This is a genomic window from Enterococcus sp. AZ149, from assembly GCF_051714285.1.
Classification (GTDB): Bacteria; Bacillota; Bacilli; order Lactobacillales; family Enterococcaceae; genus Enterococcus_D; species Enterococcus_D entomosocium.
Map to the genome: position 1 here is coordinate 3,210,334 of NZ_JBIORO010000001.1, position 24,981 is coordinate 3,235,314.

Here is a 24,981-nt window from a genome sequence, read left to right on the forward strand (position 1 = left end):
CCAAATGTTCCTGTTTACAAAGCGCCATTTAATTAATATACTTAATTAAGCATGTTAATTAAAAAGGAGAATCACTTTGGAAAAAGTTGTCTTTATTGATCGTTCTACTTTAGCTGGAAGTCTGATTAAAATTTTCGCCCGCAACATCCAAATGCTGTCCGAGGATCAAATCAGCGTGACTGTTGTGACACCAGAACGTCTGATGAATTATCGTTTTTCGCAAGAAAAAATCGTTTTGGTCGATCCTTTGCTTTCTTTAACAGATCCGATGATCAAGCAGGCCATCCCGCCGCGAATCAAGCGCCTGTCATTTCCCATCAATCATTACAGCGGCATGAATGCTGAAGCCATTCTAGAATTGATCCAACAAGCATAGCCTAAAAAAGGCCGACGGAAACCAATGGTTTCTGCCGGCCTTTTCTCATGCCACTTGCCCTCTGCTAGACAATCGCCTCTTCTTGTTCTAACAAAGTAACTTGTTCTCCTTTGTCTTGTAGCGCAGCGACGTGCATCGTGCCCCACTGGCAAAGGGTATCCAATAAGCCGCCTAACGTTTCTCCATATTCACTCAAGGAATACTCAACTTTGGGTGGTACTTGATTATAGGATTTGCGGGTAACGATATCAGACTCTTCTAGTTCCCGCAATTGCTGCGTCAACATTTTTTGACTGATGCCAGGAATTTTTCGCCGTAAATCACTAGGACGCAATGCCCCATGGCGTAAATTACAAAGAATGATTGGTTTCCATTTCCCGCCGATGACATCCATCGTTGCTTCTACACCGATATTATAAATTTTTTCTTCCATTTTTTTCACCTCATCAAGTCTGTAAACACACAAATGTTACCAAAATGTGTGTATCAAACAAAAAAGTACGTACTATACAACCTTACCTCCTCATTATATGATGATTACAGAAAAAAATAAAGGAGATGTTTTTATGATCGAAAAATTATCGGATACCGTTACACTGAACAACGGCAGCAAAATCCCCGGTTTGGGGTTAGGTGTCTTTCAAATCCCTGAAGCTGAAACAGCAGAGGTCGTGAAACAGGCCATTATCAATGGGTATCGCCTGATTGATACGGCGGCTATTTACGGCAACGAAACAGGAACAGGGGAAGGAATCAAACAAGGCTTACAAGAAACGGGGTTGGCTCGTGAAGAACTCTTTGTCACTTCCAAACTTTGGAACGATCATTTAACTTATGATGAAACGATCCATGCTTTCAATGAAAGTTTGGCCCGCTTAAACCTCGAGTATCTCGACTTGTACTTGATCCATTGGCCGGGAAACCAGGCATTTCAAGAGTCATGGCGCGCCTTGGAAGACTTGTATGCCGCTGGAAAAATCAAAGCAATCGGGGTCAGCAACTTCCAGATTCATCACTTGGAGCAACTATTGGCCGCTGCTAAGGTCGTTCCTGTCGTCAATCAGATCGAACTGCATCCCAAACTTACGCAGCAAGACCTGCGGGACTTTTGTGCTGAAAAGGGGATTGCGATCCAAGCTTGGTCACCTTTGATGCAAGGCAAACTGCTGAAAGAGGAAACCGTCTTGGCGATCGCCGATGCACAGCAAAAATCAGCGGCACAAGTGCTTTTACGCTGGGCTATCCAACAAGGAATCTTAGTCAATGTCAAATCGACACACCCTGAGCGAATGCGCGCCAATGCAGCGATTTTTGATTTCCATTTATCAGAAGATGAAATGGCTCGCTTGAACGCATTAAATGAGGACCTGCGAGTGGGTCCAGATCCAGACACATTCGATTTTCATTAACCAAACGATATACTAAACAAAACCTTAGGAGGAAGTATAATGACAAACACAAACACAGGATTTTCAATGGTGAACCACGTGGGAATCACCGTCAGCAATCTCGAACGTTCCATCCAATTTTATGAAGCATTAACTGGAAAGAAAATCGCTAATCAAGATACGATCGGTGGCAAACGAATGGCGCAAACGCAAGGTTTAGAGGATACATTGATCAAATACGCCAATCTTCATTTAGACAATCTCAACATCGACCTTTTAGAATACGTCGAACCAAAATCCAACAAAGCTAGCTATTCCAATGAGCAAATCAGTGCCATGCATCTTTGTTTTGAAGTCGAAAATATTGATGAAGCCGTTGCTCGTCTAAAAGCCATCGGGGTTGAACTTGACGGTACCCCAATCGTTTTTGAAGAACAAGATGGTTTAAAAAGCGGCTTCGGGACAGGTGTTGCCTACTTTACAGATCCAGATGGCACCAATCTTGAACTGATTGCACCAAAAGGACCATTTCAACGCGGATAATTGAAAAAGGGATGGCGACTTATAGCGCCCTCCCTTTTTATTTACGCAAAACTATCTATTTTTTCAATAGTTCCCCTTCATAGAACCCTTTACAGCGAGTACAATAAATAGATAATCCTTTTTATTCGCTGATTTTCCCAACAAACCTCGCTTGAAAGGAAGTGATCTCGATCGATATTGGTCTTTTGTTGTTGATTTTTACGGGTATTTTTTTCATCGTCTTCCGGTTCTTTTGCCGAGAAGAACCCAATTATATATTCGGCTTTCGCACCAAGCGCAGTACAGCCAGTGTCAGCAATTGGCGTTTTTCCCAGCAGTGGTTCTCCCTGTTGGCGATGCTCTTTCTAGGTGGGGTCATTTTGCTGCAGCGCAACGAGCTGATTGAAGAGAAATTTTACCAGATAGCCGTCCTTGGCAGCTATCTTCTGGCAGCACTGCTGGTAGAAATAGCGCTGTATCTCAAAGATTCACGCTCGAGCACCAAAAAGTAAGACAAAAAGACATTCCGGCGAATGTCTTTTTCTATTCTTTATTTTGACTATGGATCGTGATCCCCAACACCAGGGTTAAAATTCCTGAAACCACCCAGATGGTGCGGTGGAATAAGAAAATCCCCAGCAAGCTGCTTAAAACCGCCCCAAAAAAGAAACCGCCGATGATCAAGGAAATAGAAATGATCTTGGGTGTCACTGATCGGTCCTGCTTAAACCCGCGCAAATACAAGTAATCAGCCAGCGAACGTAAATTGCCAGTGGTCATCGTGGTAGCATAGGGCATCCCTGCCAATCGCCGATAGGCGGCATATTGAATTGCTGCAAAAAAAGATAACCCGGAATCAACCAGGACATTGGGTAAAGAACGCGCAAAAAAGCCCAGAACCAAAATACCGACCGCTTCAAAGATCAATGCAGCATTTTGCCAAACGATCCAACCACCAGTCGGAAAATGATGCTGCAGATAATTCGTCACCACGATCCCCACTAAAAACATACAGATTGGTGGCAGATACCGAAAGGCTTGTTCAAACTGCCCCGTTGAAAGATTGATCCCTAACAAAATAACATTCCCCGACTGCATGCTCGCAAACACTTCACCGTGAAAGAGATAGGTATAGGCATCTAAAAAGCCGCCAGCCATCGCGAGAAGAACCCCCACCGGCAAACTTTCATGCACGACAAACTCGGTTTTGCCTTTGACACTACTCAAACTTTTTTCCATTGGTTTCGCCTCTTGTTTTTTATACTTTCTAACAGCTTAACGCTTAAAAACGCCGACAACTCGTTATGTTTTGCGGCGTTTAGGTGACTTTTTCGATAACTGACAAATCAACCACCCCAAAAGAACGGCGGTCAGTGCTCCAGCTGAATCCAGCATGACATCTTGAAAAAGCGGCGTCCGTCCTCCCGTCAGCATTTGATGGTATTCATCGATCCCAGCATAGCCGGTAGCTGCTAACCAAGCAAAAAAAGCGGCTAGCCAATACGGCGTACGGCGATATACGAGAACGAAGAACAGACTGCCCCCTAAGACAAAATAGGTAAAGAAATGTGCGCCTTTACGAATGAAAAATTCCACAAATGAGAAATAGCCTTTTTCCGCAATACTGATCTCCGAACCAGCATAGGAAAAAGAAATCTTCTCTAGCCACTCTTTCAATGGTTCATTTTTTAAGATTCGTGAAAGCAACCCGATTTGTGATTGCTGCTCATAGGTTTGTGAAGAACTGATAAAGAGGATGACCATAACCGCAAGTGCGATACAAAAGTAAAAATTCGGTTCTTTCAGTAATTTTTTCATAGTTTTCACTCCTCATTTTCCTATCTTACCATTTTCATTTGGTGATGCAACTGTTTTTCCAGCAAACCGTGGTGACATTGCACACACAAAAAGAGTGCTTCCGTGAAGATTAGAAGCACTCTTTCTTTTTAAAAATAGCCATCGGTATGAAAAGCCGTCACCCGTTTGGTTGTGAGATTTTGGGGCTTGTGACGTTCAGCTCCTTCAACGATTCTCAGGGCTGTTTTGCGTTTTTTTCTCCAGTAAACAATGACGAACCCATCACGTAGCCTTCTACATAATGGTTCAACCGATCGACGACCTCTGCTGCCGCTTCTTGTGACGGCGTGATGATCAATAAAATATCAAACCCTGCAATCGTGCCGACAATTTCTGGTAGCTCCATTTCATCAAGATAATTGGCGATCACATCGGCGCCGTTTTCAGCCGTATGAACGACAACTAAAAAGTCAATCTGCGTAATCTTTTTTAGGTACTCATACATCGAAAACGCAATTCTGTCTTCTAGATCCTGCTCTTTGGATTCAAAGATCGAATAATACGGCCGACCGTTTTTAGCATACGTTTTAGCGATGTTCATTTCCCGCATGTCTCTAGAAATCGTGGCTTGGGTAGCTGAAACATTTTCTTTTTTTAATAAATTCATCAATTCTTCTTGAGACTCAATCCGATGTAGGACAAAGAGTTTTTTGATAATTGCTTGTCGCTCTTTTTTTTTCATTTACTTGATCCGCTCCTCTCAAGTCGCCTCGCTTACTGAAATAGTTGATCCGTCTCGTTCACATCTTGAAACGTAGCTTACAAGAACAACATTGAGAAGATTAAAATGGCAAGATTGGAAATTCCAATAACCAGTAACGGTTTGCGCATAAAGCGGGTCCAAGTGGAATAGTTGACCCGAGCCAGCTCCAATCCCCCCATCACGACGCCAGAAGTTGGTGTGATCAAATTCACTAATCCGCAACCAGCAGTAAAGATCATCACCATGACGTTCGGATTGAGTCCGATGCTTTGCGCCAAGGCCCCCATGATCGGGATCGATACATACGCTAGTCCGGAAGTCGATGGAATCAAGAACGATAAGAGCAGATACAAAATGTAGGCGCCAATCACAAACAGGACAGGTGATAGACCTTCTAAAAGATGGGAAGCCCGATCCAAAATAAACAGATCCAAGTACGTCGTTTGCATAATGTAGGAAGCACCCCGTGCCACAACGATGATCAAGACAACGGATAAAATGTCTTTGACCCCATCGATAAAGTTGGTCACGATTTCTTTTTCTGAGAATCCTTGAATCAACGCAATGATGATACTGATGTAGAAGAACCACATGGCCAAATCACCAAAATACCATTCACCGAAGCTATTGCCGGTCAAAAAGGCGGTCCAACCGTCAAACACATGGATATCAAAGTCGCCCCAAGGAATCAAGGAAACCACCATGATCACAAAGGATAAACCAAAAATCGTCAAAATCAGGCGATGTTTTTGCGTAAACACCAAGGCTTCGTTCGTGTCTTTGACAAAATGTTCTTCCATTTCTTTTTGCTCTTGCAGCGATAAGATCGTGGAGCCTTTGTCGGCTTTGACTTTTTTGGCATAAGACATCACCACAAAGATACAGTATGCGGTCGTGACTAACCAAAGCAATGCCCCGACTACTAAGATCGTGCCATTGTTTGGGGCAATATCGATGCTTCGCAAGGCATCCATCGCAACGCCGGTCGCAAAGGGATTGACGGTGGAGCCAATCACGCCGGCACCAGCACCCAGCATAACGGTTCCTGCTGCGACGATCGTATCAAAACCTGATGCCACCATCGTTATTGCTAATAAGGAATAAAAAGGAATCGTTTCTTCCGCCATTCCATAAGTGGAGCCGCCGATCGAAAACAAGATCATTAAAATCGGAATCAAAATCAACTCATTGCCTTTGAGTTTTTTGACCAAATGCTGAATCCCGGCTTCCAAAGCGCCTGTTCGCGTGACGATATTCAAAAAACCACCCAAACAGAGAATAAACACACAGATCTCGATCGCATCACGAAATCCGTTAAAAGGCGCCATAAAGAAATCAGAAAACTTGGCACCCACCACTTGGCTGACCATCTCTTCTTGGCCTGCTGGTAAAGAAGGCGCAAAAGGCTGCCCTGCTAAGAGCCAGGAAGCGACCGTCAAGGCGATAATGATCAGAAATAAGATACTGAATGATGTCAGCGACTTTTTTTCTTTTTGCTTTTTTTTCATCTGTGTTCCCCCTTTTTTGAATCGATCCTATTTGCTGCCAGCCATTACTTGGCAACATGAGAAAAATAATCTTGGTCATAAATAATGAGTTCTTTGTAGCGATAATAAATCTTTCTTTTATGCACGAGCGCCTTGAGCGTTTGACTGACTGTCTCTCGCGTCGTTCCACTGTACTTGGCTATATCATTGATAAAAACTGGAAAAGGGATGCGAATCTGCTCACCTTGTGTCTGCCCATGCTCGATCATCAAAAGACCAATCGTATTAACGACTCTTGTTTGCGCGCTGGAGGTGACACAATACTCGACACGGCGTCTTTGCTTTTCCAACTGCCGGCTCATTTGCTGATTGAGCCACAGCAACTGACTTGTAGACGAAACGACTAGCGGTTCAAACAGTGACATCGCTGCAAACTGCACGACAATGTCTGTTGCAGCGAATGCCGATACATCATAGTTGTCTCTTTCAAACAAGCCAATCAAAGGAAATAACTGATCTGGCCCAACAAAATCTACATAACAATAGGAATCAGTTCCGTCGGTCTTTTCGATCCGCACAAGTCCTTCTATCACAAGGAATATCCGATCTCTTACGTCGCCTTCATAAAAAAGCACTTGACCTTTTTTGTACGTACGGCAGTAAATATGCTCTTTCAAACGCTGCTGATTTTCTTCTTCCAGCCATTGAAAGCTGTTCGCTCTTGTTGATGGATCTTTTATTTGGTGGTCGATCATTTTTCTCACTCCAATGTTTTGGGTCTTGCTTTGCTGCTTCGCTTACTTCCAGGTGATCTGCGTGCCAGCATCATCGATAGCTGCCAGCTTGTCTAAAGAAGTAATCACTGCCCGTTTTTCCGCCCCCATTTTGACAAAGTTCAAAGCGGCTTGTACTTTCGGCAACATACTACCTGGTGAAAAATGGCCTTCATCGACATAGGTTTCCAATTCCGCGGCGGTCACATGATCCAACCACTGCTCACTTTCCTTGCCAAAGTTCAAAGCGATTTTTTCTACGCCCGTTAAAATGATCAGCTGATCCGCATCGACTAATCGAGCCAATTTTTCAGAAGCAAAATCTTTATCGATCACGGCTTCAACACCCAGGCCATTGTCTAGCACGGGAATGCCGCCGCCTCCTGCACAAATGACGATCGTGTTTTGTTCAATCAGCGCTTTGATGCTGGCAACTTCTTGGATCGCTTGTGGTGCAGGACTAGCCACGACTTTCCGCCAGCCACGGCCAGCATCTTCCCGGTAGATGGCATCTGAAGCCGCCATGGCTTCTTTGGCAGCCGTTTCCGTTAAGAACGGCCCGATTGGTTTTGTCGGATGGGCAAATGCTGGATCTTGGGCATCGACTGTAATTTCCGTGACCACAGTCACCACCGGCTTCGCTATTTGTGCTGCTTTCAACTGGATTCTCAGCTCATTTTGCAACCAATAGCCAATACTGCCTTGGGTCATGGCGACACAGGTATCTAAAGGCATTGCTGGGTTTTTGCTAGAATCGCTCGCTTGCTGCTGCAAAACCAGGTTTCCCACTTGGGGACCATTCCCATGAGTAATGATCAAATTGACGTCTTTTCGGATCAAGGGAATCAGATAGTCCACGGTCTGTTTGAGTCGCTCTTTTTGCCCTTTGGCACTGGCATCTTCTGCTAAGATGGCGTTGCCGCCAAGGGCGACAACGATCGTTGGTTTCTTTTCACTCATCTGCTCACTGCTCCTTCTCACACTCTAGGAATAAATAGATCGCCTAATGTTACTGCCATGATCGCTTTGATCGAGTGCATCCGGTTTTCAGCCTCTTCAAATTGACGACCCCAGTGACTACGGAAAATATCGTCTGTGATCTCCATTTCAGAAATGCCAAATTTTTCTTCGATCATTTTTCCATACGTCGTATTCGTATCATGGAACGCTGGCAAGCAGTGCAGCACGATCAAGCCATCGTCTTGTTTTCCGGTGGCCATCACCATTTCGCGGTTGATCTGGTAATCTTTCAACAGCTTCACCCGCTCTTCGAACTGGTCTTCTTCCCCCATTGACACCCAAACATCGGTATACAAGACGTCTGCATCTTTGACGCCTTTTTGGATATCATCTGTTACCATCAACTGACTGCCAGATTCTTTAGCAAATTTGTTGGCATAGTCTGTCACTTCTTGCGCTGGGAAAAGTTCTTTTGGTGCACAGATACGAACGTTGACCCCTAAAATTGCCCCCGTCACTAACAAACTATTCGCCATATTGTTCCGACCATCACCCACATAAACTAGCGTAATGTTTTCCAAGGTACCGAAGTTTTCTTTGATGGTCATAAAGTCAGCGATCATTTGGGTTGGGTGCCATTCATCGGTTAAGCCATTCCAAACAGGAACACCGGAGAATTTGGCTAAATCTTCAACGACTTGTTGACTGAATCCACGAAACTCAATACCGTCAAACATGCTGCCTAAAACTTTTGCTGTATCTTCCACAGATTCTTTTTTGCCTAGCTGGATATCATTCGCGCCTAAAAATTCTGGATGGGCACCAAGATCGATGGCAGCTGTCGTAAAGGCCGCCCGTGTCCGAGTCGATGTTTTTTCAAACAAAAGGGCAATGTTCTTACCTTCTAAATAACGATGAGAAATATTTTGTTTTTTCAATTGTTTTAAATAGATTGAAAAATCAATGAGGTATTCTAACTCGGCTTTCGTAAAATCTTTTTCTGCTAAAAAACTTCTTCCTTTAAATACTTGTTCCATCGATGATTCCTCCTCTGATTTAAATATCTTCTCTAACAAATGGCATGCTCATGCAACGAGGACCGCCACGACCACGAACCAATTCACTGCCGGAGATTTTGTGCAATTTGATACCGGCTTCTGCCAACTTCTGATTGGTGATGGTATTGCGGTCATATACGACGACTTCGCCAGGTGCGATCGTCAAGGTATTGGAACCGTCATTCCATTGTTCCCGAGCTGCTGCAATCAAATCACTGCCGCCGCAACGAATCAATTCAACCGTATTTAGTTCTAGATAGCGACATAAAATATTTTCCAACGTGTCCTTTTCTTCTTTGATCGTCACCCCATCACCTGCTCGTGAGATTGAATAAACCGTCAGCTCTCCTTCGATTTCTGGATGGATCGTAAACTTGTCATGATCGACCATTGTAAATACCGTATCTAAATGCATGAACTTGCGCTCTTGACCAATGTCAAACGCTAGAACATACTCAAAGCTTGGCTCATTTTCGAACACTTTGCGGGCCAGCTGCTCAATCGAAGCGGCATCCGTTCGTTGCGAGATACCAATCGCCAACACATGTTTTGACAGAACTAATTCGTCGCCACCTTCGATGCGGGTTGGTTGAGCGCGATCATAAAGCATATGAGGCGGATTTTGCTGGAACATTGGATGATGAGCAAAAATATATTTGCCGTATAACGTTTCGCGCCGTCTTGTTTCTGAATACATGCGATTCAAGGATACTCCGTTACCAATCGTCGCAAAGGGATCTCGTGTAAAATACAAATTTGGCATTGGATCGATCAGAAATGGGTATTGATCATCCACGGTCCCAGCGAGGCTCTGGGTATTTGGCAGCTCCAGTTCATTTTTGGCTAAACCAGCCATAGTTTTGTCGATCAGTTCCCGATCATTGTCACAAGACATAAAATAATCCGTGACTTCTTTGATGATCTCAGGACTTTGGATTGTAGTTTCCGCTAAATAATCCTTGAGAAATTGCTGTTTGATTTCTGGTGACGTGAGCGATTCAGCAGCTAAATCTTCTAGATACAACACCTCCACATCATTTTGACGTAGGACTTCCGCAAACCGATCATGTTCTGCTCTGGCTTGTTCCAAAAAAGGAATATCATCAAATAGCAGGCGGTTCAAATGATCAGGAACAAGGTTCTCCAATTCCCGACCAGGGCGGTGAAGCATGACTTGCTTCAATCGTCCAATCTCTGAAAAAACATGAATAGCATTTGGCATTTTTCTTCCTCCTTCTTCTGTTTACACCTCTATGCTACCTAATTGTATACGCTTTCGCAGTGGTATATTTCGTGTTCTTTTCGCAAAGGATTTGGCATTATGCATGAAAAAGCGAATATCGCTCATCAGGCGTTTTTTTACTCGCTGTTTTTTTTCATATGTAATATTTATCCATCGATTTTTTTCTAAGAATTTGATGAGGATGTGATAGTTTTTTTATTTCTGACGTTTTTCCGCCCTATCAATAGATCAAGGAGTTATACATTCCATTTTTTGTTTTTGGTACAGTTTTATCAAGAACCCTTATTTCATAAGGATTCTGATGGTTGCGACCAAATTTCGTTATGCTATACTTAATAAGATCGAAGGAAAAGAAAGGGGTTTGATAGGAATGACCTATTCAATCAATTGGAATCTGGAAACAATCTTTCCGGGAGGCAGCGATTCTGTTCAATTAAAAGAACGCATGAGCCAACTGGAAGAACAAATTGCAAATTACCGAACAACAGTCGATGCATGGTCGCCCAACAGCGAAGACGATGCAGCAAAATTAGAAGAGTTACTTGATTTATCCGCAACTATTAGTCAAGGATTTTCACAATGCGGCAGCTTTATCAATGCCTTGCTTTCAGCGAATGTCAATGACAGCAAAGCCAAAATCCTGACGGGTGACCTCTACGCAAAATTGCCAGCACTGCAAGCAGCACAAACCGTTTTCTCGAAAAAATTGACAGAAATTTCTGAGGATGATTGGACAGCACTAGTTAAAGCGGAAAACTTAGCACCTGTCGCTTTTCGTTTAAGCGAGATTCGCCGCGACGGCAAAGAATTATTATCCGAAGCAGAAGAGACCATCATCAACACTTTAAATTTAGATGGCTTGAATGCTTGGAGCCAACATTACGATACGATCGTTGCCTCGATCGAAATTCCTTTCCTTCAAGAAGACGGCACGACGATCAAGTTTTCAGCTGGTCAAGCCTTCAATAAAATGATGGGCGATCCTGATCCGGAAGTTCGTGCGCGTTTATTCGATACTTGGGAAAAGACGTGGGCAGAAAAAGAAGACCTCTTTGCGGATACCTTGAACCACTTAGACGGTTTCCGCCTTTCTACCTTCAAACTTCACGGTGTCACTGATTACTTGAAGGAACCATTAGAATACAATCGTCTGCAAAAAGCGACATTGGATGCTATGTGGGGCACAATCCAAAAGAACAAACAGCCAATCGTTGATTTCTTGACTCGCAAAGCCCAGCTTTTCGGCAAAGAAAAAATGGAATGGCAAGACCAAGATGCGCCAATCATCCTTGGGGACATGGAAGAAAGAACCTACACCTTTGATGAAGCAGCTGACTTCATTTTGACCAACTTCCGTAAGTTCAGTCCGAAAATGGCTGACTTTGCCCAAGTCGCTTTTGAAAAAAGCTGGATCGAAGCAGAAGACCGTCCCGGCAAACGTCCTGGCGGCTATTGCACCAGCTTGCCAGAAACCAAAGAATCACGTATTTTCATGACCTACAGCAATTCAGTCAACGAAGTAGCGACGCTCGCCCATGAGCTAGGTCACGCGTTTCACAGCAGCGTTCTTTGGGAGCTACCGGAATTAAATCGCAACTATGCCATGAACGTTGCCGAAACAGCAAGTACCTTTGCTGAATTGATCGTTGCTGATGCAACCCTTAAAGAAGCAACGACAAAAGAAGAAAAAATCAATCTATTGGATGCCAAAATGCAAAATGCGATCGCGATGTTCATGAACATCCACGCACGCTTTATTTTTGAAAACAGCTTCTATCAAGCTCGTCAAAAGGGCTTGGTTTCAGCGGAACAAATCACGGAAATGATGACTGCGGCGCAAAAAGAAAGCTATGCGGATGGGTTAGCGACTTATCACCCACATTTCTGGGCAGCCAAATTGCACTTCTTTATTGACGATGTGCCGTTCTACAACTTCCCTTACACCTTTGGTTACCTCTTTAGTATGGGGATCTACGCGTATGCCAATGAAAAAGGGTCTAGCTTTGAAGAAGAATACATTGCTTTATTGCAAGATACTGCTTCAATGACCACCGAGGAATTGGCACAAAAACACCTTGGTGTCGATTTAACGAAACCAGACTTCTGGCAAGCAGGGATCGACATGGTTCTAAAAGATGTTGCCAGCTTTATGGAATTGACTGAAGACTATATCTAAAACAAAAACCCTCTTCCAACATGACGCTTGGAAGAGGGTTTTTCTATCAGGCATTCAATAAAGTTAAGCCGATCGTTAAGTAGCCGGCGTATAAACACCAAATCAAATAAGGAATAAACAAGTACATCGCTTTTTTGTCGATGCGAGCAAAGAGGATCATACAAATAATCACTGATAACACTAACAAGACAATAATGACCGTTCCGGCCCAGTAAGCATTCCAGCCAAAGAAAACGATACTCCACAAGAAGTTTAATACTTGCTGGATCGCAAAGAAGATATAGGCATTCTTTTTAAGCGCTGGATTGACTTTGGCTACGATCAACAGATACAACGCTGTTCCCATAAAGGCATACAAAATCGTCCAAACGATCCCAATGATCCCACCAGGAGGGGCTAAAAAGGGTTTTTCCATTTGCGCATACGTTCCGGCAATGTCCCCTGCAAACAAACTCGAGATGATTCCTGTTGCTTCAATGCCGATCACACAGACCAGCCAAATTAAAAATTTCATGTTCTCCACTCCTTTTTTTCATGACTCGCTAGTTTCATCGTACCATCGAATCGAAAAAAAGCAGAATAGAACGCTTAAAAAAAGAAACGGCCGTGTGGACGTTTCTTTCAAGGTAATTTTGATTATATTCAATGACAGCTACTTTGATTGTTCCTCTTCAAACTTCCGCCGTTCATTTTCTACATATTTGTATAACGAACCGTAGCGGCTGCGATAGCCTTTCTTCCATGGTTTCTCTTTGCCGCAAAAATGCAGCAAAACGGTATGTTCGATGACCCAATCCAAACTCCATTCCCCTAGGCTGATCGTCTCATACGTACGGTTTTTCCGTACATCATAGTTATAGAGCTGATCAGGAATCGCCAGCACCCGATCACCATATAACCCATTTAAAATATCTTGATCCGGCAAAAAGAGGTTCAAATGATTTTTCTCAATGAAGGCTGCGATTTCTGTTTCTTTGACCTCTTGCCGTAGCTGGTGCACATTCATCAGCAAGACACCTGAATTATAGTAGCCTTCTGACTCATAATTGCGCAAACGGACTTTATTGATGACCGTCGTCACTTCTGTCAGCTTGGAATGACTGGCAGCGGCATACAGAAAATCCCCTAACGTCAGCTCATACAAGGGGCGCAAATCATTGATGCACAAAATATCCGCATCCAGATACAGGATTTTTTCCACCTGCTGCGGCAAGTAATTTTGCGCCAACAATCGATAGTAGATCGACTCTGGGTAGCGGTCACTAACTGGCGCGGTTTTAAAGATCGAACCAGAACCGATGATGACGGGATGATAGGTCATCGCCAATTTTTGACAAAAGACCTCTAGCTCTGCACCTTGTCTCAATTCTTTTTCTTGTAAGACATAGACATCGAAAGATGCTGCTGTCGTATGGCGTTTGATTGAATATAACGTTGTTTTTAATTGTTCACTGAATCGATCATCAATCGCAAAAAGTAGATTCATGCTCTTGTTCACTCCTCTGTTACTGGATGCACTCGTTGGGCAAAAAATCGAACGCAGTTGCCCGCATCTTCTGTTCTTCTAGTATACCCGATTTTTAGTCATTCTTTCAGTGAAATAGCCTTTCCAGTGAAAACCATTCCTTGGAAACGCAAAAAAATGCTGCTCCATTCAATGAATGAAACAGCAAATGATCGATGATAAATGGTGACCTCCTAAAACAGATCAGCGAATCGTGGCAAAAGCTTTTGACCACAACAACAATTCATCCAGCATGTCATTGACACCTGCAGCCATGTGCGCACCGGGTTTGAAGGTACTGAAATTTTCAAAATCTGTGAAGAGATTGAAGGCTGGGTTAGTCCGCACGGTGGCAACTTTTTGTTCAGCTAAAACGTTACGCAATTGTTCAGCGGCACGAATCCCACCGCCAGAACCATAACTGACGATCCCAGCTGCTTTATCAAACCATTCTTCCCGTGCAGAGTCTACGGCATTTTTCAAGGAAGCCGCAAAACCGTGGTTGTATTCTTGTACGATGAAGATATAGCCATCTAACTCAGCGATTTTTTTGTTCCATGCCATGTTTGGCTCAGCCGTTCCCATAAACGGTAAATCAAATGCCTTTACATCAACGATCTCAAACTGATGCTCTGACCGTTGAGTAGCAATTTCTTGAATATATGCTCCGACTTGCGGACTTACGCGTCCTTCTCTTGTACTGCCTAAAATAATACCAAATTTCATGATTGGTTCCCCCTAAGTTTGTTTTCGTTTGTTTTTTTAACGATTGGCAAATGTGTCGGCCCAGTCCAGTAATTCCGTCAACATGTCGTTCATTCCCACAGTCATATGCTCGCCAGGAGTAAAGGTGGCAAAGTTTTCAAAATCAGTGAACAAGTTGAAGGCCGGATTGGTGCGCACCGTGGCTACTTTTTGTTCCGCCAAAATCAAGCGAACTTGCTCAGCGGCCCGAATACCCCCTGCTGAACCATAGCTGACGATTGCTGCTGCTTTGTTGAACCATTCCTCGCGGGCGCTGTCTAACGCATTTTTCAAGGAAGCCGATAGCCCATGATTGTATTCTTGTACGATGAAGATATAACCGTCTAATTCAGCGATTTTTTCATTCCACGCTTGGTTCGCTTCACCTGTACCCATAAAGGGCAAGTCGTAGTCTTTGATATCAATGATTTCAAATGAGCGGTCGCTATGTGCTCGTGCTGTTTGTAAAACGTAATTGGCTACTTGCGGACTCACGCGGCCTTCTCTCGTGCTGCCAACGATGATTCCGATTTTTTGCGCTTTTTTCTTTTCCGGAGTGCGATACACCTCTTTAATTACTTCTTTTTCAATTATTTGTTCTTTTTTCCCAAATCCAAAGACCATTCTTTTGTACTCCTTTTATTGTGTTTTCTTTAACGATGGACTCAGCATATCAAACTTACTTTTAGTAAGTCAATCGTTTTGCTTACTTTTTGTTAGGTAAAAATCTCAGCAGCTTCCTCTTGACATTCGTTCGGCACCGAACTATAATCAACTCATCGATATCGTTAGGTACCGAACAATAATTCAAAAGGAGTGTTCTCAATGAGTACAATGACCGATCACTTAATGAAACAGCTTCGTTTTATCAGCGAAGCCAGCAATGCTTTTATGAGTCAAAATAACCAACGCCTTTCTGGACAGCAACGCGTCCTAGCCGTTTTAAATTTAGAAGATGGCTTGGTGCAAAATTACCTCGCAGAAGTTTTAGATTTACGGCCAAGTTCCTTGGCAGAACTATTGAAGAAAATGGAAAGCAGTGGGGATATCCAACGCAAAGAAGATGCAGCCGACAAAAGGATCAAACGAATCTTTCTGACAGCAACTGGACGAAAAAAAGCAGAAAAATTACTGGCACAAAAAGAAGCCGCCAGCAGTCAAACGTTTTTTGCTGGGTTAACAGAGGAAGAACAAACCGAATTTGCCCGTCTGCTTGAAAACATCGCCGCTGGGTGGGAAGCTGACTTTCAGCAACAGACGCAACGCTTTATTGACCCGATGGATCGTCTACAAGCTATGCAGGAGATCCGGGAACAGATGATGAAGCAATGGGGTGGAAATTGGCAGGAAATGACGAATGACGATCGCCGAAAAATGAAGCAACAAATGAAAGATACTTGGCAAGATATGGGCGCTGACGAGCGGCGTCAAATGAAAAAGCAGATCAAAGAAGCAATGCGGCAAATGCCATTTCCTGGACACCGCGGCATGTTTGGCAATCGGCCATTTGGGCCATTTGGGCCATTTGATAGTAGCGAGGCGAATGATCCACGGGACACATGGGGAAAAGGCAACTTTTTTGATGCCTACGGGTTTGGACAAGACCGCAAAGCAAGACCTGATTCCGCTTCTAAAGACGAAGCAGCCGAAGATGATTGGCAGGATTTCTAATAGCACCTAATGAAAAAGAAAAAGCTGCAGGCCATCTTGCTTGTAGCGGAGGAAAACGAATGGAAACAACGACACCAACAGTGAACAAAAATAAATTTAAAATGAAAGACTTTATCCACCTGATCGTCAGTGTCAATCCCAAGAAAGGCTTGTTTCTTTTAGGGATGCTCTTTAGCCTGATCACGAGTGCCGCCAGTTTGGTCGTGCCGCAGCTGACGAAAACGCTAGTCGATGCCAGCGGCACCCCCACGTTCAACACCTCCATGCTAGTCGTTTTGATCCTAGCCTTTGTGCTGCAATTAGGCGTAGGCACTTTAGGCGGCTTTCTCTTGCGCTATGTGGGAGAAAGTGCCGTGAAAACATTACGAGAACGTCTTTGGAAACATCTGCTGCATTTGCCAGTCAGCTATTTTGATGACCATAAGTCGGGGGAAAGCAGTTCGCGACTCGTTAATGATACTTCCGTGATCAAAGAACTAGTCACCTCGCAATTTCCCAGCTTTGTCACTGGCTTGATCCAATTGGTTGGTTCGATGATCATCTTGTTTTTGATGGATTGGAAGATGGCTGCGATCATGTTCAGTGCGGTGCCTTTGATCACCTTGATCATGTGGCCGATCGGCAAGATCATGTCGAAACTAGGACGCCAACTACAAGCAGCGACTGCCGATTTCAATGCGGATGCCAGCGAAAAACTCTCAGAGATCCGTTTGATCAAAGCCAGCAACGGAGAAGCTAGTGAACAAGAAAACGGTCGGCGCAACATTGGGGCAATCTTTACCCTCGGTGTCAAGGATGCGAAAGTTAGTGCGATTTTGCAGCCAATTATGACGACGGCAATGCTGGGCTTACTCGTAGGAATCCTTGGTTATGGCGCGATCCGTGTCCAAGCCGGCACCTTGACGAGCGGCGCATTGATCGCTTTTCTACTGTATCTCTTTAATATTATTGCGCCTGTGACGACGTTTGCGATGTTCTTTTCGCAAGTTCAAAAAGCGATGGGTGCTACGGAAAGGATCCAAGAAATTTTGGATACGCCGCTGGAGCCGATTCAGGCAGCACCCAAAGCCGCCATCGATGGCGCTGTCTTACGGGCAGAACAGATCGATTTCAGTTACGATCCCAAACGGCCGATTTTGCAAAACATTTCTTTTGAAGCCAAGCCCAACACCGTGATTGCTTTTGCGGGACCAAGCGGCGGCGGAAAATCCACGATCTTCGCTTTACTGGAACGCTTTTATGAACCCACCAGCGGGCGCTTGCTGATTGGTGAACAGCCGATAGCTGACATTGATCTGCAGGACTGGCGGGCACAGATCGGCTATGTTTCCCAAGACAGTGCGGTCTTTGCCGGTACGATTCGGGAAAACTTGCAATACGGATTAAGCCGAACACTGTCAGAGGAGGAATTGTGGCAAGGACTGGCATTGGCTTATGCCGATCAGTTCGTCCAAGAGTTCCCCGAAAAACTAGAAACACAAATCGGCGAACGCGGCGTCAAACTATCTGGCGGGCAAAAACAACGGATCGCCATCGCACGAGCATTCTTGCGAGACCCCAAGCTGCTGATGCTGGATGAAGCGACTGCCAGCCTAGATTCTCAGTCAGAAGAAAAAGTCCAGCGGGCGTTGGATCATCTAATGGAAGGACGTACGACATTAGTGATCGCTCATCGCTTATCGACCATCGTGGATGCCGACCAAATCTACTTTATAGAAAAAGGCACCATTACCGGTCAAGGTACCCATGCACAATTGATTAACAACCACCCGCTTTATGCTGCCTATGTCAATGAACAAATGATCAACTAATCGAAAAAACTGCTTATTGACGGATAAGCAGTTTTTTTCTATTAGCCAATAGCTGAATGTTGCTTCTCTTCACGCGTCCCAGGCACTTGATTTACTCGCTGTAATTCTTTCAGCACCTGATTTTCTGCCCGCAAAAAATCCCGTTCGCTTTGGGCAGTAGCAAGCTTTCCTTGATAAACTAAGACTTCTTCTTGGTAGGTTTTAGTGGTCTTTTGGACTTCTTCTTCTAACTGATCGATTTTATGGGTCAATTCTTGATTGATCTGTTCATATTTTAGGTAAAGCTTCTGGGCATTTTCGATATTCGTTTGTTCCAAATTCGCTTTGCTGGATACTCGGGTAGCCAAATAAGTAAGTACACCAGTAATGAGTGACGGCAAGACAACTGTTACGATCGATGTATCCATGATCCTCCCCCATTCTTTTCGATACGATTCATATCATCTGTTTCCAGTATAAAAGATACGATTCGTATCGTCAACTGATGTGATATTTTTTATATCAAATAATACAAAAATTGATACAAATTATATCTAACGTGCTATACTACAAAAAAGGAGGCGATCACTCATGCTTGGCGAACGGCTAAGAACACTCAGACTACGTACCAATCAAACCCAACAGCAGATCGCAGATCAGCTGGGAATCACCCGCGCAGCGTATTCTCATTTCGAAAATGATCGTAACGAACCCGATGGCGAGACCATCGTCAAACTCGCGGAGATTTTTCAAGTATCCACCGATTTTTTGTTAGGCAGACAAGTCCCGGCAGGCTTTACGCCGCCCTCTGCAAAAGTTCAAACCGTTGCGGCCCATATTGATGATGACGTCACCGATGAGCAGATGGAAGATATCCTCAGCTATATTGAATTTATAAAACAGCGGCACGCCCAAAAGGAATGATGGAAATGGATAAAGTAGAAGAACTGATGGCCGCCTACCCAGACTTGCACTTTATTTTCGATAAAAATATGCCTGATGGTCAGCAAGGATTGTACATCGATCACCATATTTACTTGAACCCTGACCAATCACAAGAAGACCTCTTGAGCACCATCGGTGAAGAAATCGGTCATTATCTGACCAGTGCTGGCGACATTACCGCCCAAGACACCAACGAAAAACGCAAACAAGAACGCAAAGCCCGTGACATTGGTTCTGCGATCGTGGTCACGCCCTATGATATCATCGCTTGTTTTGAAGAAGGCTGCAAAACGTTGGCGGCATGCGCTGATTTTTTAGGTGTCCCCCCACAAACCTTCAAAGACGCAGTCACCTATTATGCTCGCCGCTTTGACGGTATCAAAACCGAAGAAAACTATACCTTGTTTTTCCATATCGACGGCACGATTGAAGTTGTCAAAACCTTTGGCAATCAAGGTTAAGCCTTTTTTGCACAAAAACAGACGTTCCTTTCCTGCTGCTAAATTCAGCGTTGACGGAACGTCTGTTTTTTATCCTTGCATGTTGACCCGCATCAATACGCGGTTCGGTCGATAGTTTTCTGAGGATTGATGAACCAGCGCGCCTTCCTCAAAACGATACAAATTGTATCCATAGCGTTCTTCAAAACGGACCATCCCCTCGCCTTCATCTTCCCCGACAAACGACATACTTGCCACAGTATAGTAAGGAATCCCTGCGATCGTTCCCGTAAATGCATGATGGGTATGTCCACTGAGAATACAAGAGATCTGATACTGCTGCAATAATGCCACCAAACGATTGGCACCGGCCCATGCCGGCGTGCTTGCTTGATAAGGCAACAAATGATGGTGCGTCACAAAGATGATCTTTTTCTCTTTGAGCTGCGCCAGCGTGGCTTGCAGCCATTCAAACTGTCGCTCATCTACGATACCGTCGGCATAGCCGTAACAGGAATTATCGAAAGTCACGACCGCCAATGTCTCCGTTTCATAGACTTGATTAAAAGGTGTATCACTGGCCGTTTCTACTGACTTGCCTTGCCAGCCTTGGCGAAAATGCCGTTTAATATCATGATTGCCTAGCGTTACTACGATCGGCACTGAGCCAAAGGCTTTTTCTAGATAATGCTTCAAAGAGGCATAATCGTCAGGCGCGCCATCTTCGGTCAAATCACCGCTGATCACCACCAAATCAATCGCCCCTCGCGCCTTGGCATCTTGGATACACTCTTCAAGAGGAATCAAGGGATTTTGCATAGCTGCCAGCATTCCTTGATACCCTTCTTCACAAGGCAGGTAACTTTCTCGAAAATGGATATCTGATATATGCAATATATTCATAGGTTTATCTCAATTTCTTTCTGATGATTCCAGTCAACTGGTCTAATAAGAAGACGGTCACAACGACGCCCAACAAAATAATACTTACCTTGCTCCAGGTTCTGGTTTGAATAGCAAAAATCAATGGTGCACCGATCCCGCCAGCACCGACTAACCCTAACGTTGCCGCACTGCGGACCGCAATTTCAAAATGATTCAATGCAAAGGAACTATAGATGGGTGCTAAGTAAGGGACCCGCACGAAAAACATCGTCTGCCAAAAGTTGGCACCAACTGCTTGCATCTCTTCCGTCAAGCGCTCATCCATGGCTTCCATTTCTTCCGTGAACAGCTTGCCCAGCATACCGATCTGGTGGACACCGATCGCCATAACCCCAGCAAAAGGTCCCGGACCTACCACACGGACAAAAATAATCGCATAAACTAGCTCTGGAAATGCCCGCAAGATATTGCAGATCATTTTGCCGACCTTCGCGACCCACGGCGCAGAAGCCCATAGGTTGGCGGCACTCAGCAAGGTCACCGGTATCGCACAGACTGTTGCGATCATCGTTCCTAAACAAGCGATGCCGATCGTCAGTAACAACAAGCTCCACAGATCTTCCCCACTGCCGTCATAAAAGAAAGACCAGTCTGGCTGACTCAGCCCTTGCAGGACATCTCTTCCCATCGCTAAGGAAAAGGTGCTTAATCCAGAATAATCCAGCGTCGCAGCTGATAAAACTAGTAAAACAGCAAAGAGTCCCCATAAAAGCCAAGTCGTTTTCTTCACTTCTCTGATCATCATAGGAAAGACCTCCTTACCCGCTCACTGAGAAAATCAACGATCGCTACCGTTAGCAAAATCGTCAAGATAATGATTGAGACCCGTTCATAATTCAATAATGCCAATGAGGCGTTCAGGATGACCCCGATCCCGCCGGCACCAACATATCCTAACACCGTTGAAGCTCGAACATTGACTTCAAAGGCATAAAAAGTATAGCTGGCAAACTGGCTGATGACTTGAGGTATGATCGCCCAAACAGTCACTTGAAATTTATTTGCCCCTACCGCCGCCGCTGCTTCGATTGGCGCAAAATCAATGGTTTCGATCGCTTGGAACATCAGCTGTGAAACCATCCCAAAGGTAAAGACCGCGATGGTCGAAACACCAGTGGCTTCACCGATCCCAAAAATCGCTACGAACAATGCCGCCAACAATAAATTGGGGATCGTCCGCACCAGACCTAAGAGAAAACGCATCGGCACAGAGACCCACCGGCTTTCTGTCACGACTGTCGTCGCCAACAGACTCACCGGTATCGCTGCGACTACTCCTAAAACAGTGCCTAAAAAGGACATTTGCAATGTCTTGATCAAGGGCATCATCAGTTGCGGTAAATAACTAAAATCCGGATGCAAAAATCGAGCCATGAAAGCCGTCATCTGGCTTCGATTCGACCACACTTGTGCAAAATCAGCCCCCGTGATCCAGGCACTGCTTTGAAAAAAGAGCAGCAATAAAAGAATCAGCAGCAGGTGTTTGTACCAATTAAAATGAACTGTTTCTTTCAGTTTCATCGATTTCTCCTGCCTTTTCTTCAAAAATTGCTTTCCCATAGATTTGTTCTAAACGCTGATCCGTCAAAGCGGCTGCGTTGCCGTCAAAAACGATTGCACCTGCTTTTAAGGCAATGATCCTTGTTGCATACTGACGAGCCAAGGGAATCGAATGCAGATTGATGACAATCGTTTTGCCCATTTCTTGATTGATCTTCTTCAAATCCTCCATCACTTTCTCTGTGGTGATGGGATCTAGCGATGCCACGGGTTCATCTGCTAAAATCACTGGCGCTTGTTGGACCAAGGCACGGGCGATGGATACCCGCTGCTGTTGCCCACCACTCAACTGGTCGCTTCTCGTTTGCAGTTTGTCTGACAAGCCGACAGTCGCTAGTGCTTCTTTCGTTCTTTCATAGTCTTCTTTCGTAAATAACCCTAAAATACTTTTCCATGTCCCGTAATACCCCAAACGACCAGATAGCACATTCTTTTGGACAGTACTACGTTTGACCAAATTGAAGCTTTGGGAGATCAATCCGATTTGTCGGCGAATCAAGCGCAATTCTTTTTTATTGGCTTTCGTGACTGATTTGCCATCTACCCGGATATCTCCTTCAGTGATTGGCACTAAGCGATTGATCGAGCGCAAAAAGGTACTCTTACCAGCACCGCTCAAACCAATGATTGCCACAAATTCTCCTTGTTCAATCGTTACATCTATGTTCTGTAATCCTTTGACCCCATTCGGGTAGACTTTGGATACATTCTCAAAAGTTATCATCTGTCTTCTCCATTATGTAGGGACCGCGGCAAAGTTTCCCCAATCGGTCACGGTCTATCTCACTAAAAAATGCACTGATACTGCGTATTCCACCTATTCCCCTAGTAAATCGCTGCACATCTCCGTGTCCCGTTATCCTTCTACCGCAATCCCTGATTTTTTACTCTGCTGCTCGTTTAGTATAGTCGCGAATGGTATCGTAAGCAGAATCAGCTGCTTCTTCATACCCTTGGTGTCCCCACAAGCTCATTGCTTCGGCGCCTTCTTCATCGTCTGCCATATTCAAGAACACTTCTTTGATCTGCTCTTTTAGTTCAGCATCCATCGTCGGTTGAACGGCAATGGCGTCATTCGGGATGTCCCCTTCGGTTAAGTAAAGAACTTTTAGATCTTCGAATAAATCGTTATCTGGGAAGCTTGAAGCAAAGACATTCCGTGCCCCTTGAAACACAAAGGCGGCATCCATCTGACCATTCAAGACTGCAGTGATCTCACTTGGAATATCGTTCACCGTCGTTAATGTAGCATCCGTCGTTGGATCAACTCCTGCATCTTTCAACTCGGCAACTGGGTAAATATAGCCGCTGGCAGAGTTCGGACTCAATGTAGCGATTTTTTTCCCTTTTAAGTCCGTCAATTCTGTCATATCGCTATCCGCACGTACCAAGATCTCCCCTTTGAAGGTATTGGTTTTTTCCCCTTCTAATGGCAAGCCGGTCTCTGGATCATAGGCACCTAATTGAGAAGTCAAAATCGCTTCTGCTGCATCCATGTCTTTGGCTTGAACATAAGCGGCTGGCGGCATGATCCCTAAATCAACTTGGCCAGAAGCCATCGCTTCTACGATCGTCGAATAATCCGTTGCTAACGTTACTTCTACTTCACGGTCTAATTTTTTTGATAAATACTCAGCAAACGGTTTTGCTTTGGCTTGCATCGAGCCGTCATTATTGGTCGGTACGAATTGTACCACCAGCTTTTCTTTTTCGGCTGCGGCACTGCTGTCGCTGCTGCTGCTCCCATTCCCACAGCCGGTCAATGCTGCAACTAACGCAATTCCTAACATTCCTTTAACAATTCGTTTCAATGGCATTTTTTCTCCTCCTAATGGTTTGAAGCTTTCTTACATTCAAATCATACCAAGTATCCCTTCAAAATGAAGTGACACATGTCCTATTTTACCTTATTTTTACATACAATTTACATTAGTTTTTATTTATCGTTCGTGTTGAGTCAAAAGGGGAACTAAGCTATACTTAAAGAAAACCATTCAGGAGTGGCTGATTCCCATGAAAAAAATCGATGATACCGCACGCCTCAGGAATTACATTGACACATACGATCTGCAATCTTATATGGACAATGATTTGTTAGCGATGGCCACTTTGCATTCCTTTGAAAAAGAAGAGCACCTGATTCGAACGGGCACGCCTTCTGAATACTTGTATTTTCTCGTAGAAGGAACCGTGATGGTCTATTCCTTCTCTTCGGATACCCAAACGATTTGTATTGATTACGCCAAGCCGGCTGCACCTTTAGGGGAAGCTTCCTCTTTATGGGAACTCTTGCCGAAAAGCAGTGTCAAAGCCGCTTCTGCTTGCGTCTGCGTCTGTATCCCTTTGAATCGCTACCGCAGCACCTTGCAACAAGACGTCCGCTTTTTGCAAACCATCTGTCAGTTGCTCAGTTCCCGCTTGAATTCGGGGATCAACTTAGCGAATTCATTGACGGAACCTGTAGAGACACGGTTGGCCAAATTTATTCTTGCGCATCAAGAAAACCAACACTTTTCCTTTCAGTTAACCACCTGTGCCGCAATCTTGAATGTCAGCTATCGCCACCTGCTGCGAACCTTTACCAGCTTTCGTGAAGACAAGCTGATCGAAAAACAAAAACAGGGCTATGCAATTCTCGATTTCCCCGCTTTAGAGTCGCTTGCCGAAAATTTAAGCCATGTATAAGGAGCAGCCATAAGAATGTTCGGATTTTCCCTGAGTACGCGTTCCTGCTGTTGGTCTTGCCCTTAACTAGCGCTGTGACAAGCATTCTCCACCGAAGAAGGCAAGCGAGACCGGCAACTGCGCCTTATTTTCTTACAAAAAACCCGATCCTTGC

At 44.5% G+C, this 24,981-nt stretch carries 29 protein-coding genes; 10 read left to right on the forward strand and 19 right to left on the reverse strand.

The genetic code is table 11. The features are described from left to right. Positions 1–76: 76 nt before the first annotated feature. Positions 77–376 (forward strand): hypothetical protein, encoded by a 300-nt coding sequence (locus IGI94_RS14910; RefSeq protein WP_005233340.1) that lies wholly within the window; start codon positions 77–79, stop codon positions 374–376. A gap of 64 nt (positions 377–440) precedes the next feature. Here IGI94_RS14910 and IGI94_RS14915 read toward each other — a convergent pair whose 3' ends face one another. Beyond that, positions 441–809 (reverse strand): winged helix-turn-helix transcriptional regulator, encoded by a 369-nt coding sequence (locus tag IGI94_RS14915; protein WP_005233339.1) that lies wholly within the window; start codon positions 807–809, stop codon positions 441–443. Between the two features lie 97 nt (positions 810–906). Between IGI94_RS14915 and IGI94_RS14920 the strand changes: the two genes are divergently transcribed. From IGI94_RS14920 to IGI94_RS14930, 3 genes are all read left to right on the forward strand, one after another. Then, positions 907–1,785 carry an aldo/keto reductase gene (locus tag IGI94_RS14920; RefSeq protein WP_016611992.1) on the forward strand — a complete coding sequence of 293 codons (879 nt, stop codon included), beginning with the start codon at positions 907–909 and terminating at the stop codon, positions 1,783–1,785. Positions 1,786–1,824: 39 nt separating this feature from the next. Beyond that, positions 1,825–2,307: a VOC family protein gene (locus IGI94_RS14925; RefSeq protein WP_438899927.1), complete on the forward strand. Its 483-nt coding sequence runs from the start codon at positions 1,825–1,827 to the stop codon at positions 2,305–2,307. A gap of 161 nt (positions 2,308–2,468) precedes the next feature. After that, positions 2,469–2,798, forward strand: coding sequence for an SdpI family protein (locus tag IGI94_RS14930; protein ID WP_144330814.1), 330 nt, complete (start codon positions 2,469–2,471; stop codon positions 2,796–2,798). Positions 2,799–2,829: 31 nt separating this feature from the next. Here IGI94_RS14930 and IGI94_RS14935 read toward each other — a convergent pair whose 3' ends face one another. The 8 genes from IGI94_RS14935 to arcA form a co-directional block, all read right to left on the reverse strand. Then, positions 2,830–3,525, reverse strand: coding sequence for a YoaK family protein (locus tag IGI94_RS14935; RefSeq protein ID WP_005233335.1), 696 nt, complete (start codon positions 3,523–3,525; stop codon positions 2,830–2,832). A gap of 63 nt (positions 3,526–3,588) precedes the next feature. Then, positions 3,589–4,104, reverse strand: coding sequence for a VanZ family protein (locus IGI94_RS14940; protein WP_008380164.1), 516 nt, complete (start codon positions 4,102–4,104; stop codon positions 3,589–3,591). 214 nt (positions 4,105–4,318) lie between these two features. After that, positions 4,319–4,825: an arginine repressor gene (locus IGI94_RS14945; RefSeq protein ID WP_086372409.1), complete on the reverse strand. Its 507-nt coding sequence runs from the start codon at positions 4,823–4,825 to the stop codon at positions 4,319–4,321. 77 nt (positions 4,826–4,902) lie between these two features. Then, positions 4,903–6,354, reverse strand: coding sequence for a YfcC family protein (locus IGI94_RS14950; protein ID WP_008380167.1), 1,452 nt, complete (start codon positions 6,352–6,354; stop codon positions 4,903–4,905). Between the two features lie 44 nt (positions 6,355–6,398). After that, the gene (locus IGI94_RS14955; RefSeq protein WP_005233329.1) at positions 6,399–7,088 is read right to left on the reverse strand and encodes a Crp/Fnr family transcriptional regulator; all 690 of its coding nucleotides are present in this window, start codon (positions 7,086–7,088) and stop codon (positions 6,399–6,401) included. 42 nt (positions 7,089–7,130) lie between these two features. After that, on the reverse strand, positions 7,131–8,066 hold the full coding sequence (gene arcC, locus IGI94_RS14960; RefSeq protein ID WP_005233327.1) for a carbamate kinase: 936 nt from the start codon (positions 8,064–8,066) through the stop codon (positions 7,131–7,133). A 17-nt stretch (positions 8,067–8,083) separates the two neighbouring features. Further along, on the reverse strand, positions 8,084–9,103 hold the full coding sequence (gene argF, locus IGI94_RS14965; protein ID WP_008380172.1) for an ornithine carbamoyltransferase: 1,020 nt from the start codon (positions 9,101–9,103) through the stop codon (positions 8,084–8,086). Between the two features lie 19 nt (positions 9,104–9,122). Next, positions 9,123–10,346: an arginine deiminase gene (arcA, locus tag IGI94_RS14970; RefSeq protein ID WP_061053384.1), complete on the reverse strand. Its 1,224-nt coding sequence runs from the start codon at positions 10,344–10,346 to the stop codon at positions 9,123–9,125. Positions 10,347–10,737: 391 nt separating this feature from the next. Here arcA and IGI94_RS14975 point away from each other — a divergent pair, with 391 nt between their 5' ends. Next, complete coding sequence (locus IGI94_RS14975) at positions 10,738–12,543, forward strand: M3 family oligoendopeptidase (protein WP_034872886.1); 1,806 nt, start codon at positions 10,738–10,740, stop codon at positions 12,541–12,543. A 46-nt stretch (positions 12,544–12,589) separates the two neighbouring features. On the opposite strand, the gene IGI94_RS14980 is transcribed toward IGI94_RS14975, so the two are convergent. The 4 genes from IGI94_RS14980 to IGI94_RS14995 all read right to left on the reverse strand — a co-directional run bounded on the left by IGI94_RS14980 (position 12,590) and on the right by IGI94_RS14995 (position 15,415). Further along, a complete protein-coding gene (locus IGI94_RS14980; protein ID WP_010748985.1) occupies positions 12,590–13,057 on the reverse strand; it encodes a TspO/MBR family protein in 468 nt (155 codons plus the stop codon). 138 nt (positions 13,058–13,195) lie between these two features. Beyond that, positions 13,196–14,029, reverse strand: a complete 834-nt coding sequence (locus IGI94_RS14985) for a glycosyltransferase family 8 protein (protein ID WP_005233315.1) — start codon at positions 14,027–14,029, stop codon at positions 13,196–13,198. A 222-nt stretch (positions 14,030–14,251) separates the two neighbouring features. After that, the gene (locus IGI94_RS14990; protein ID WP_005233313.1) at positions 14,252–14,773 is read right to left on the reverse strand and encodes an NADPH-dependent FMN reductase; all 522 of its coding nucleotides are present in this window, start codon (positions 14,771–14,773) and stop codon (positions 14,252–14,254) included. A gap of 36 nt (positions 14,774–14,809) precedes the next feature. Further along, positions 14,810–15,415: an NADPH-dependent FMN reductase gene (locus tag IGI94_RS14995; RefSeq protein ID WP_082741533.1), complete on the reverse strand. Its 606-nt coding sequence runs from the start codon at positions 15,413–15,415 to the stop codon at positions 14,810–14,812. Between the two features lie 201 nt (positions 15,416–15,616). Between IGI94_RS14995 and IGI94_RS15000 the strand changes: the two genes are divergently transcribed. Then, positions 15,617–16,462, forward strand: a complete 846-nt coding sequence (locus IGI94_RS15000) for a MarR family transcriptional regulator (RefSeq protein WP_430607314.1) — start codon at positions 15,617–15,619, stop codon at positions 16,460–16,462. Between the two features lie 59 nt (positions 16,463–16,521). Further along, complete coding sequence (locus IGI94_RS15005; protein ID WP_438899928.1) at positions 16,522–18,273, forward strand: ABC transporter ATP-binding protein; 1,752 nt, start codon at positions 16,522–16,524, stop codon at positions 18,271–18,273. 41 nt (positions 18,274–18,314) lie between these two features. Here the strand turns inward: IGI94_RS15005 and IGI94_RS15010 are convergent, their stop codons facing one another. Next, positions 18,315–18,680 (reverse strand): hypothetical protein, encoded by a 366-nt coding sequence (locus IGI94_RS15010; protein ID WP_271813943.1) that lies wholly within the window; start codon positions 18,678–18,680, stop codon positions 18,315–18,317. Positions 18,681–18,843: 163 nt separating this feature from the next. On the opposite strand from IGI94_RS15010, the gene IGI94_RS15015 reads away from it, so the two are divergent. Then, positions 18,844–19,176: a helix-turn-helix domain-containing protein gene (locus IGI94_RS15015; RefSeq protein ID WP_005230670.1), complete on the forward strand. Its 333-nt coding sequence runs from the start codon at positions 18,844–18,846 to the stop codon at positions 19,174–19,176. A gap of 5 nt (positions 19,177–19,181) precedes the next feature. Then, positions 19,182–19,658: an ImmA/IrrE family metallo-endopeptidase gene (locus IGI94_RS15020; protein ID WP_034858679.1), complete on the forward strand. Its 477-nt coding sequence runs from the start codon at positions 19,182–19,184 to the stop codon at positions 19,656–19,658. Between the two features lie 69 nt (positions 19,659–19,727). Here the strand turns inward: IGI94_RS15020 and IGI94_RS15025 are convergent, their stop codons facing one another. The 5 genes from IGI94_RS15025 to IGI94_RS15045 all read right to left on the reverse strand — a co-directional run bounded on the left by IGI94_RS15025 (position 19,728) and on the right by IGI94_RS15045 (position 23,959). Then, positions 19,728–20,540: a metallophosphoesterase family protein gene (locus IGI94_RS15025; protein WP_438899929.1), complete on the reverse strand. Its 813-nt coding sequence runs from the start codon at positions 20,538–20,540 to the stop codon at positions 19,728–19,730. Positions 20,541–20,544: 4 nt separating this feature from the next. Further along, the gene (phnE, locus tag IGI94_RS15030) at positions 20,545–21,327 is read right to left on the reverse strand and encodes a phosphonate ABC transporter, permease protein PhnE (RefSeq protein ID WP_196044153.1); all 783 of its coding nucleotides are present in this window, start codon (positions 21,325–21,327) and stop codon (positions 20,545–20,547) included. Beyond that, positions 21,324–22,103, reverse strand: a complete 780-nt coding sequence (phnE, locus tag IGI94_RS15035; RefSeq protein ID WP_438899930.1) for a phosphonate ABC transporter, permease protein PhnE — start codon at positions 22,101–22,103, stop codon at positions 21,324–21,326. Before phnE (IGI94_RS15035) ends, phnE (IGI94_RS15030) begins: the two co-directional genes overlap by 4 nt. Next, a complete protein-coding gene (gene phnC, locus IGI94_RS15040; protein ID WP_005230661.1) occupies positions 22,075–22,866 on the reverse strand; it encodes a phosphonate ABC transporter ATP-binding protein in 792 nt (263 codons plus the stop codon). Before phnC ends, phnE (IGI94_RS15035) begins: the two co-directional genes overlap by 29 nt. A gap of 160 nt (positions 22,867–23,026) precedes the next feature. Beyond that, the gene (locus tag IGI94_RS15045) at positions 23,027–23,959 is read right to left on the reverse strand and encodes a phosphate/phosphite/phosphonate ABC transporter substrate-binding protein (RefSeq protein WP_008380209.1); all 933 of its coding nucleotides are present in this window, start codon (positions 23,957–23,959) and stop codon (positions 23,027–23,029) included. Positions 23,960–24,155: 196 nt separating this feature from the next. On the opposite strand from IGI94_RS15045, the gene IGI94_RS15050 reads away from it, so the two are divergent. Next, positions 24,156–24,827 (forward strand): cyclic nucleotide-binding domain-containing protein, encoded by a 672-nt coding sequence (locus IGI94_RS15050; protein WP_008380210.1) that lies wholly within the window; start codon positions 24,156–24,158, stop codon positions 24,825–24,827. Positions 24,828–24,981: the final 154 nt, after the last annotated feature.

Bases quoted from the DNA above. Each gene is read 5' to 3' on its own strand.
- IGI94_RS14915 (WP_005233339.1), bottom strand. From the start codon at position 809: ATGGAAGAAAAAATTTATAATATCGGTGTAGAAGCAACGATGGATGTC.
- IGI94_RS14920 (WP_016611992.1), top strand. From the start codon at position 907: ATGATGATTACAGAAAAAAATAAAGGAGATGTTTTTATGATCGAAAAA.
- IGI94_RS14925 (WP_438899927.1), top strand. From the start codon at position 1,825: ATGACAAACACAAACACAGGATTTTCAATGGTGAACCACGTGGGAATC.
- IGI94_RS14935 (WP_005233335.1), bottom strand. From the start codon at position 3,525: ATGGAAAAAAGTTTGAGTAGTGTCAAAGGCAAAACCGAGTTTGTCGTG.
- IGI94_RS14940 (WP_008380164.1), bottom strand. From the start codon at position 4,104: ATGAAAAAATTACTGAAAGAACCGAATTTTTACTTTTGTATCGCACTT.
- IGI94_RS14945 (WP_086372409.1), bottom strand. From the start codon at position 4,825: ATGAAAAAAAAAGAGCGACAAGCAATTATCAAAAAACTCTTTGTCCTA.
- IGI94_RS14950 (WP_008380167.1), bottom strand. From the start codon at position 6,354: ATGAAAAAAAAGCAAAAAGAAAAAAAGTCGCTGACATCATTCAGTATC.
- IGI94_RS14955 (WP_005233329.1), bottom strand. From the start codon at position 7,088: ATGATCGACCACCAAATAAAAGATCCATCAACAAGAGCGAACAGCTTT.
- arcC (WP_005233327.1), bottom strand. From the start codon at position 8,066: ATGAGTGAAAAGAAACCAACGATCGTTGTCGCCCTTGGCGGCAACGCC.
- argF (WP_008380172.1), bottom strand. From the start codon at position 9,103: ATGGAACAAGTATTTAAAGGAAGAAGTTTTTTAGCAGAAAAAGATTTT.
- arcA (WP_061053384.1), bottom strand. From the start codon at position 10,346: ATGCCAAATGCTATTCATGTTTTTTCAGAGATTGGACGATTGAAGCAA.
- IGI94_RS14975 (WP_034872886.1), top strand. From the start codon at position 10,738: ATGACCTATTCAATCAATTGGAATCTGGAAACAATCTTTCCGGGAGGC.
- IGI94_RS14980 (WP_010748985.1), bottom strand. From the start codon at position 13,057: ATGAAATTTTTAATTTGGCTGGTCTGTGTGATCGGCATTGAAGCAACA.
- IGI94_RS14985 (WP_005233315.1), bottom strand. From the start codon at position 14,029: ATGAATCTACTTTTTGCGATTGATGATCGATTCAGTGAACAATTAAAA.
- IGI94_RS14990 (WP_005233313.1), bottom strand. From the start codon at position 14,773: ATGAAATTTGGTATTATTTTAGGCAGTACAAGAGAAGGACGCGTAAGT.
- IGI94_RS14995 (WP_082741533.1), bottom strand. From the start codon at position 15,415: ATGGTCTTTGGATTTGGGAAAAAAGAACAAATAATTGAAAAAGAAGTA.
- IGI94_RS15000 (WP_430607314.1), top strand. From the start codon at position 15,617: ATGAGTACAATGACCGATCACTTAATGAAACAGCTTCGTTTTATCAGC.
- IGI94_RS15005 (WP_438899928.1), top strand. From the start codon at position 16,522: ATGGAAACAACGACACCAACAGTGAACAAAAATAAATTTAAAATGAAA.
- IGI94_RS15010 (WP_271813943.1), bottom strand. From the start codon at position 18,680: ATGGATACATCGATCGTAACAGTTGTCTTGCCGTCACTCATTACTGGT.
- IGI94_RS15015 (WP_005230670.1), top strand. From the start codon at position 18,844: ATGCTTGGCGAACGGCTAAGAACACTCAGACTACGTACCAATCAAACC.
- IGI94_RS15020 (WP_034858679.1), top strand. From the start codon at position 19,182: ATGGATAAAGTAGAAGAACTGATGGCCGCCTACCCAGACTTGCACTTT.
- IGI94_RS15025 (WP_438899929.1), bottom strand. From the start codon at position 20,540: ATGAATATATTGCATATATCAGATATCCATTTTCGAGAAAGTTACCTG.
- phnE (WP_196044153.1), bottom strand. From the start codon at position 21,327: ATGATGATCAGAGAAGTGAAGAAAACGACTTGGCTTTTATGGGGACTC.
- phnE (WP_438899930.1), bottom strand. From the start codon at position 22,103: ATGAAACTGAAAGAAACAGTTCATTTTAATTGGTACAAACACCTGCTG.
- phnC (WP_005230661.1), bottom strand. From the start codon at position 22,866: ATGATAACTTTTGAGAATGTATCCAAAGTCTACCCGAATGGGGTCAAA.
- IGI94_RS15045 (WP_008380209.1), bottom strand. From the start codon at position 23,959: ATGCCATTGAAACGAATTGTTAAAGGAATGTTAGGAATTGCGTTAGTT.
- IGI94_RS15050 (WP_008380210.1), top strand. From the start codon at position 24,156: ATGAAAAAAATCGATGATACCGCACGCCTCAGGAATTACATTGACACA.